The sequence below is a fragment of the Pseudoalteromonas sp. S16_S37 genome (genome assembly GCF_014694405.1).
GTDB lineage: Bacteria > Pseudomonadota > Gammaproteobacteria > Enterobacterales > Alteromonadaceae > Pseudoalteromonas.
On the sequence record NZ_JAAUWV010000057.1, the window covers coordinates 20029 to 27129 of the forward strand.

Sequence of the window (7101 nt, forward strand, 5' to 3'; positions counted from 1 at the left end):
TATTCACATTTTAATACATATTAGCCTTTGCATTAATCGATAAACCACTTACTATGCTATCGCGCACAAGAAAAAAGAAAAATGCAAATGTCAGTATTACAGTTCGGTGAATTTCAATTCGACCCTGCTTTATCTCGTCTGTCAAAAGAACTTATTGAAGTGAACCTTGACCCTCGTCAAGTCGCTTTGTTGCAGTACTTTTTAGAGAATCCTCAAAGAATAATTAACCGTGATGAATTACAAAGTGAAATTTGGAACGGCATCATTGTTACAGATAACGCGATTAATAAGCTGGTTGCAAACTTGCGAAAGGCCTTAGGAGACGATGCTAAAGAGCCAACATACATTCAAACGGTTCCAAAGCTTGGCTATCGTTTCGTATGCCAAGTTACCTCGGTAGAGTGCGAGCCCAAATCAACAAGTTTTGCACGTCAACCTAGTCTTTCTGAGCGTAAGCCCTCTTCGCTATGGTTAATAAGTGCATTATTTGTACTCACTGTTGTGGCTGTATATTTAACAATAAACGTTTTTTCTACTGCACGTAAGTATGGTGATACGCAAACGTTAAGTCGTTTCCATGGCTCAAAAAGTTCGCCAGTGTTTATCGATAGCTCAGCAAACATGTTGTTTATAAACTCGACTCAAAGGGGTAAAACGCTTTGGTTAAGTGACGGCAAAACGGCTGTACCGTCACAAATAAATATGGGTGACCATAACATAGATGCTTTAATTAACTATCAAGAAGGTGAGCTTCTGTATAAGGGCTATGATAAAGAGTGTGGTTGGTTTACTACCTCCTTTAACACAGATAATATCAGCCTATCAAATGACAAAAAGCAGTTTGCATTGTGTGGAGAGCTCACTATACATAGCTCGCTATTTGAAAAGAGTACACAAACACTTTATGTTCTGGCCCATCCAAAAAGATATGAGCATGATAGTCAGTTGTATAAAGCTCGCTCGGGAGAGACGCTGCAAGTTGTTAATGTTGAATTAGGTAGTCAGTGGCGTAAGTCATCTATTGATATACACCCGCAAAATGAGCTGTTACTGATCACTGCACATTCGCTCTCAGGTAAAGCTGGCGTGTTTGTCTATCACACTTCTACAGGCAAGATAGAGCAACTAAAAGAATTTGATACCATTGTTGCACACGCGATTTGGGCGCAAAATGGCGAGGGTATCCTGTATCTTACGTCTGCACCAAATAGTCGCTTGATGTATCAGCCATTAGACAGTCATAGCAGCACTTTAATTGCTAACGTCAATGAACGACTATGTTGTAATACCGTGCGTCATCCAAATGGTGTGGATTATGTATTTATCAGTAGCGATAAAAACATAGATATAAAGTGGCTATCGACAAATTACGCATTAGATAATAGCAGTGTTATTGACCGTGAACCGTTATTTGCCCATAGCAAAACAGGACATTATTTTTTATCAGATAGATCCGGCCACACACAGGTGTATTATCAAGCGCCTAATGAAGCAGCAAGGCTGGTCACTGAGCTTGCGCACAATTCTAGAATTAAGTCTATGGCGCTGTCTGATGATGATGCATTTTTACTTTTGCGAGATATACACCGACTATGGCTAGTGCCAACACAACAAGAGTCACAAATTAAAGATACTTTTATAGACGGCTATATATACGATCAGAATTGGCTCTCCACAACGCTTTTTGCCATCACGATTAAACAACAGGATCAAAAACAAGTTTGGATTATGAACACTGACATGCAGAAAGTTGCGCAGTTACATAGTGAATTTTCCCATATTTTTGCCGATCCAAAACATCCCGATAGGCATTACTATGTTGATAAAGAAAGCAATTTATACAGAGCATCTCCAGAGCAAATCTTTGCTAATGTTCAAGGCACGCAACTTTTGTTTATAGGAGGAGTGCCCGAGTTTTCTAAGCTTTTGATAGAAGATAATATTCTTTATGTTGTGAGCCTTTATGGTGAGACATTGAGCACCTATAAAATAGGTGACACTTTGCAGCCACTTGCCAAGCAGTCGCTCAATGCATATTTGGGTTTTGACGTAAAAGATGGTCAAGTTATCTATGCGGGTAAAACGCATTATCGCAGCGAAGTATATAGAACAATCGCCAGTAAGTAAGGAGATCATATGGCTAAGCACACACTTGTTTTGGGCGGCAGCGGCGCGACTGGTAAGTTAGTGATATCTCAACTACTTGAACGTGATGTAAAAGTGACTGCAATTGTGCGCGCGTCCAGTTCGTTGCAGGCTATTTATGGTCAAAATGAGTGTTACACGGAAGTAACAGCAAACATAGAAGAACTGGATGTGTCTGAACTTGCGAGCTTGATTAAGCAATGCGATTCAGTTATCTGCTGTTTAGGCCATAATTTGAGCTTTGCAGGAATATATGGCGCACCAAGAAAACTGGTCGTTAATGCATTAAAAAAAGTCACCAATGCAATCGATATACTAAATAAAGATTACAAAACCAAACTTATCCTAATGAGCAGCACCGGCGTATGCAACAGAGATATAAATGAAGAGTCGCCACTATCTCAGCGAGTTATCATTAGTGTACTTAGGATGCTACTGCCCCCACAAATTGATAATGAGTTAGCAGTAGATCATTTAAGAGTGAATATTGCAAAGGACCACCCGCTAATTGAATGGGTATGTGTTAGACCAGATTCATTAATTGATGAACAGCAAACGTCTAGTTACGCGTTATTGGTTTCTCCAACAAGAAATGTCATATTTGATGCAGCAAAAACGAGCCGCATTAATGTTGCGCATTTTATGACAGGGCTTACTAGCAATACTGAATTATGGGCTCAGTGGAAAGGCCGAATGCCAGTTATCTACAATCATTAGCTTGCGTAGTATTTAGGTTGATTGACGGTCATTAACATATTGCACGGTGATACAAGACACAACATCCCCAAGGACATTAACAGATGTGCGACACATATCTAGCACGCGGTCTACGCCTAAAATCAAAGCGATGCCCGAAGCGGGGATACCCACACCTTCTAACACCATACTTAAAATAATGATACCAGCCCCGGGGGTTGCGGGAGAGCCAAGCGATGCGGCAACCGACATGGTAACAATGAATAAGTAACTGCTTAAACTTAAGTCAACATTAAATACTTGTGCTAAAAATACTGTGGCTATGCCTTGGTACATGGCGGTACCTGTCATATTGATAGTTGCTCCGAGTGGAACTAAAAAGCGCGCGATCTCAGGTTTTATTGCAAGTTTATTTTCAACCACATCTAATGTAATTGGCATTACTGCGGCTGAGCTACTTGTAGAAAATGCTAGCAATAACAGCTCTCTAATTTGCGTTAAAAAAGAGACAAACTCTCCTTTGTAAGTGACCTTAACAACCGCAAAGTAAAGTAGCGCAATAAGAACCACACCTAAAATAACTGTTGCAACGTAAATGGCCATACCAGCGAGTACTTCGATGCCTAGATTAGCCACTAATTTGGTTATTAGTCCAAATACAGCAAATGGTGCTAACAACATGGCCCAAGACACTATTCTTAAACTTACTTCCTGTAATGCGCCTAGCAGTTCAAATAAAGTTGCGCAGGTATTGATAGCAAAGCGGCACCTAACACTGCCGCAAATAAGATCACTTGTAACATTTCACCCGATGCCATTGATGCTAGTGGGTTTGTAGGAATAAGCGCCGAAACTTTTCTGGGCAACTCCGACAGGGACGGAAATCCAGCCGCGGCTTTACTTGTTAGGGGGGCGACTTCAGAGTTTATTAAGTTACTGGCGTTAATGTAATTTCCTGGCTCAATATAAAGCGCTAATACAATGCCCAAAGCTGCAGCAATCGCAGTTGAGAGAAATATAAAGATAATCGCAATTAGACCATTCTTTTTCAGTGCTGTCGGATTATTATTGGCGGCAAGACCACGTACTACAGATGCTAGTACTAATGGAACAACTATCATTTGAATGATGGCTAAAAATAGTTGTCCGGGCAACGCAAGCCAAGCGGTGATTAATTTAACTGACTCGGCACTTACCCATCGTAAATCAGGGCCAAGTGCAATACCAAGTAGTACACCGAGAAAAAGCGCTATCAATACTTTCAACCATAAACGGCCAGTTATGTAGCGGTCAAATTGACCCGTGATCTCTAGTAAAGGCTGCAAAAATAAAGGCAAATTACGCATTGCTATCGTTGTGTGAGTTGTTTTGATAGCAGTGTAGTTTAACTGATAGTTGTTGCCCAATAACTTAGGCACGGAGCAATTGATCTAACTCAATAGAGACGAGCTATTATTTTCTTGCAAATCTTTAGCTGTAATATCGTGTAACTGCACAAATGGTTTATAAAAAATCAAATTACGATAAACTTAGCATTGTTCGAATTAAATTTTGGTTGTTGAAGTGTTTAAATTGTCCAGCACATTGTGCTCATGTTTATTTTTTGCAGTTGTTGTGTGTAGCACTGTATTTGCGCAAGATAATAATTGGACAGACGTTGAGAAGTCTTTAAATCAGCAACTAGACTCCAACCCCGAACTTGCATTGAAGCAAGCTCAAGAGCTACTTAAAAAAGAAAATTACTCACCTAACCAAAACAGAGAAGCTTGGTTTACCCTCAATGAGAAGATTGCTCATGCGCAGATCAATTTAGGACTGTTCGAAGAAGCAGAGAAAATAGCGGGGCACCTATACCAAATTCATGATGCCAATGTGTTTGCTGTATACAAAGCAAGAGCCACGTTACTACAGGCAATGCTCGCTGAGCGACACAATAATACTGAACAAGTACAAGCTAAATCAAAAGAAGGTCTAGCTTTACTGGAGCAACAAGATGCACAATTACAACAGACTTTGAAAGCGGATCTTTATTCATTGTTAAGTACCAGTTATCGCGCTTTGGCAGACTACGGCAATGCGTTGAAATACGCCAAACTTGCCCTTGAGTTAAGTGAGGGCGATTTACCAAAACTTGCCCGCTCTCATAATCAAATAGGCGTCATTTACGATTATAGTGGCAACGTTGAATTGGCTCTGAAGCACCACGAGTTATCACTTAATATTCGCCGTCAGAGTGACAATCAACAAGGACTGTCAGACTCGCTATACAACATCGGTGAAATTTACCGAGATATGGGCCGATTGCCGCAAGCATTAAAGCATTTTAAGCAGGCGCTAAAAGTAGACGAATCTCTTGGCAACCCTTACCACATTGCCAATAGCCACGGTAAGCTGGGTCAAGTCTATTTAGCGATGGGGGACATCAAGCGCGCTCAAGAGCACATAGAACATGGCATTTACATCACAAACAAAATGCAAGCGCCCAGTGACGCTGCGTGGCAAATGAGTAATCTAGCAAGAGTATATGTGGCAAAAGGGGAGCTATATAAAGCGCATGAGATAGCCAATGATGCGCTAGAACTTGCGATTAATGCAAAGGCTAAACGTACCGAGCACACAGTTCGTATGGCCTTACTGGATATCGCCATGGCTCAGAAAAACACCGCCGAGGCCCGAACTCAAATCGAGCTGCTGCTATCTATGCCCAACACTGGGCTTCAATATCAACAAGAACTTCACAAAATAAATGCGCAGCTTTATGAAGAGTCAGGAGACATTACAGAGGCCTACTTGGCTCTTAAGCGCTTTGTAGAAGTTCAAAAAGAACTCTATTCATATATCGAGAAGCGCCAATCTGAGCGTGTTGCGCAAAATGTTGAAGTAATTCGTCAAGAGCAAGCTTTAAGTTTGTTACAAAAAGAAAAAGCGCTTCAGCAAGCGCAAGTAGATAACTTAGAACTACAAAGAAAAGTTGTGGTGCTATTTATGTTGCTGTTTTTGGGGGTTGTGCTGATGTTTTATTTTAGACAAATCGCAAAGCAAAAAATGGCTAACTTGAGCGCGCAAATGCTTGCGACAAACCTCAAAGAAAAGAATCAGTTATTGTCTGATGTATCTCACGAACTAAGAACGCCTTTGGCGGCGTTAAAATTATCCATAGAGCTGCTTGAACATAACATTGAGCCCGATACTGAAAAAGCGTATGGCAGAGTACACAGTAAGATAGCTCAATTGGATAATTTAATCGGCGATATATATCGCTCTGCGCAATATGACAACAATGTTATTCAGCTACAAAAACAACCTGCTGATTTAAGCGAATTGCTACAAGATATCGTCAATGATTTTAAACCTCAGTATCAGCTAAAACCACAGGCCTTGGTTATTGACCCTTTGCCTGAGGGGTTGATATGTGAAGTGGACCCTGAGCGTTTTAAACAAATTATCATCAACTTATTGAACAATAGTTTGGCGTATACCTATGAAAACGGCGAAACGCATGTTTCTTTACAAATAATTGATTGTAATGGTGTAAATAAAGCGCAACTGACCGTTAGTGACTCAGAGCCCGGGCTTAGCGGTGCACAACTAAGCAAAATATTTGAGCGCTTTTATAGAGCCGATTCTTCAAGAAGTCGAGATTTAGGTGGCTCAGGGTTGGGGCTTGCGATATGCAAACAGATAGTTTTAGCTCACGGCGGTGAAATAGTGGCAGAGCAAAGTGAACTGGGTGGCGTAACTTTTAAGGTACTACTGAACCTTAGTTGATAAATAAAAGGGCGAGCAATATCGTTGCTTGTTTATATTGATGCCCCAATTATTATTTCGGTCAGTTTGCTATCAAGTGCGTTGCGCAAATTTTATTGCCCGCGGGGTCACGTAGATAAGCCAGATATAGCTTTCTTCCCAATCGCTCTCTAAGACCAGGTGGTTCTTCGCAACTCGTTCCACCATTGGCAACACCTGCGGCGTGCCATGCATCTACCAACTCTGGGCTGTCAACTCTAAAGCCAATTGTCATACCGTTGCCATGTGATGCCGGTTCACCATTGATTGGCTGAGTGAGCCCCAAAATACCCTGAGCGTTTACGTATAAACAGCGACCATACTCATCTATTTCGCCAGCAGGATATCCTAGTGTGCTGAGGGATCCCCATAAATAATCATTTAAATTCAAACACATCACTAACATCCAAATTTTGCCAATTCAAGTCAGTGATGGTTTTCTTAAAATGCCGGAGCCCCGCCATATAGTCTTGC

The 7101-nt window shown here is 41.1% G+C and carries 6 protein-coding genes; 3 read left to right on the forward strand and 3 right to left on the reverse strand.

Annotated elements, in window-relative coordinates; all coding sequences use genetic code 11:
• Positions 1-87 precede the first annotated feature (87 nt).
• Together HC733_RS18460 and HC733_RS18465 are read left to right on the forward strand one after the other, a co-directional pair.
• Positions 88-2127, forward strand: a complete 2040-nt coding sequence (locus tag HC733_RS18460; protein WP_190366479.1) for a winged helix-turn-helix domain-containing protein — start codon at positions 88-90, stop codon at positions 2125-2127.
• Between the two features lie 9 nt (positions 2128-2136).
• Entirely contained in the window at positions 2137-2862 is a 726-nt protein-coding gene (locus tag HC733_RS18465) for an NAD(P)-dependent oxidoreductase (protein WP_190366480.1), read from the forward strand.
• A 12-nt stretch (positions 2863-2874) separates the two neighbouring features.
• Here the strand turns inward: HC733_RS18465 and HC733_RS23455 are convergent, their stop codons facing one another.
• Together HC733_RS23455 and HC733_RS23460 are read right to left on the reverse strand one after the other, a co-directional pair.
• Positions 2875-3534, reverse strand: coding sequence for a dicarboxylate/amino acid:cation symporter (locus HC733_RS23455; protein WP_342366035.1), 660 nt, complete (start codon positions 3532-3534; stop codon positions 2875-2877).
• A 29-nt stretch (positions 3535-3563) separates the two neighbouring features.
• On the reverse strand, positions 3564-4187 hold the full coding sequence (locus HC733_RS23460) for a dicarboxylate/amino acid:cation symporter (RefSeq protein ID WP_274602043.1): 624 nt from the start codon (positions 4185-4187) through the stop codon (positions 3564-3566).
• A 268-nt stretch (positions 4188-4455) separates the two neighbouring features.
• Between HC733_RS23460 and HC733_RS18475 the strand changes: the two genes are divergently transcribed.
• The gene (locus HC733_RS18475) at positions 4456-6609 is read left to right on the forward strand and encodes an ATP-binding protein (protein ID WP_190366481.1); all 2154 of its coding nucleotides are present in this window, start codon (positions 4456-4458) and stop codon (positions 6607-6609) included.
• A 61-nt stretch (positions 6610-6670) separates the two neighbouring features.
• On the opposite strand, the gene HC733_RS18480 is transcribed toward HC733_RS18475, so the two are convergent.
• Positions 6671-7024, reverse strand: a complete 354-nt coding sequence (locus HC733_RS18480) for a VOC family protein (RefSeq protein ID WP_203219220.1) — start codon at positions 7022-7024, stop codon at positions 6671-6673.
• Between the last annotated feature and the right edge of the window lie 77 nt (positions 7025-7101).

Coding starts and splice junctions, on each gene's coding strand:
- HC733_RS18460 (WP_190366479.1), top strand. CDS start 88: ATGTCAGTATTACAGTTCGGTGAATTTCAATTCGACCCTGCTTTATCT.
- HC733_RS18465 (WP_190366480.1), top strand. CDS start 2,137: ATGGCTAAGCACACACTTGTTTTGGGCGGCAGCGGCGCGACTGGTAAG.
- HC733_RS23460 (WP_274602043.1), bottom strand. CDS start 4,187: ATGCGTAATTTGCCTTTATTTTTGCAGCCTTTACTAGAGATCACGGGT.
- HC733_RS18480 (WP_203219220.1), bottom strand. CDS start 7,024: ATGTGTTTGAATTTAAATGATTATTTATGGGGATCCCTCAGCACACTA.